Raw genomic sequence first — 1,084 nt, 5'->3', positions numbered from 1 at the left:
GTGGTTTGCAAGGTTTCCTGACGCGTCGGCCACACAATCTTGCGAAGCTCGACCAGAGAATCCTTGCGCAACTGGTTGAACGCTTTGCCCTGCTCAGTTTGCAGAGCAACAAACACCGCCACCAGAGAAACAGCAACAACACCGATCACCCGATACAGGGCTGCCTGGTCGGAGAAATAGCTATTGCCCACTACGGCCGCAGCAACAAACCCCACAACCAACAACCACTTCACCGCCTCAAAGGCGGCAGAGCCGGAACGCGCTTCTGTTTTCTCGCTCATCTGACGATGCACCCCACCACCTGAGTGGCAGTTTTGGGAAAATTGGCAGGCCAGGAGGGACTCGAACCCCCAACAGCCGGTTTTGGAGACCGGTGCTCTACCAATTGAACTACTGGCCTGTAACTCTTTAAACCTGAAACAAAACAGGGTGACGGGCACGCCCGCCACCCTTTATCACCGTAAAACTTACTCGGTGATTTTAGCTACCACGCCGGCGCCAACGGTACGGCCACCTTCGCGAATCGCGAAGCGCAGGCCATCTTCCATGGCGATCGGAGCGATCAGCTCAACGTCCATCTGCACGTTATCGCCCGGCATTACCATTTCGGTACCTTCCGGCAGAGTACATGCACCTGTCACGTCAGTCGTACGGAAGTAGAACTGCGGACGGTAGCCATTGAAGAACGGAGTGTGGCGACCACCTTCGTCTTTGCTCAGGACATACACCTCAGCAACGAACTTGGTGTGCGGCTTGATGGAGCCCGGCTTGGCCAGTACCTGGCCACGCTCAACCTCATCACGCTTGGTACCACGCAGCAGAACACCAACGTTCTCACCAGCGCGACCTTCGTCCAGCAGCTTGCGGAACATCTCAACACCGGTACAGGTGGTCTTGGTGGTGTCGTTGATACCCACGATTTCCAGCTCTTCACCCACCTTGATGATGCCACGCTCTACACGGCCGGTTACTACAGTACCGCGACCAGAGATGGAGAATACGTCTTCGATCGGCATCAGGAACGGCTGATCAACGGCACGCTCCGGCTCCGGGATGTACTCGTCCAGGCACTCAACCAGCTTCT

General features: G+C 56.4%; 2 protein-coding genes and 1 tRNA gene. All 3 read right to left on the bottom strand.

Going from position 1 to position 1,084, the window contains the following annotated elements; genetic code table 11:
* Positions 1-281: preprotein translocase subunit SecE (locus A3754_RS05065; RefSeq protein WP_063518992.1), on the bottom strand; the 281-nt coding region annotated here is incomplete at its 3' end.
* A 43-nt stretch (positions 282-324) separates the two neighbouring features.
* A tRNA-Trp gene (locus tag A3754_RS05060) sits at positions 325-400 on the bottom strand.
* Positions 401-467: 67 nt separating this feature from the next.
* Positions 468-1,084: EF-Tu/IF-2/RF-3 family GTPase (locus A3754_RS05055; protein WP_255363114.1), on the bottom strand; the 617-nt coding region annotated here is incomplete at its 5' end.

Source organism: Alcanivorax sp. HI0083, from assembly GCF_001635175.1.
Note: the sequence above shows the minus strand (reverse complement) of the source record. Positions and strands in the feature narration are given on the sequence as shown.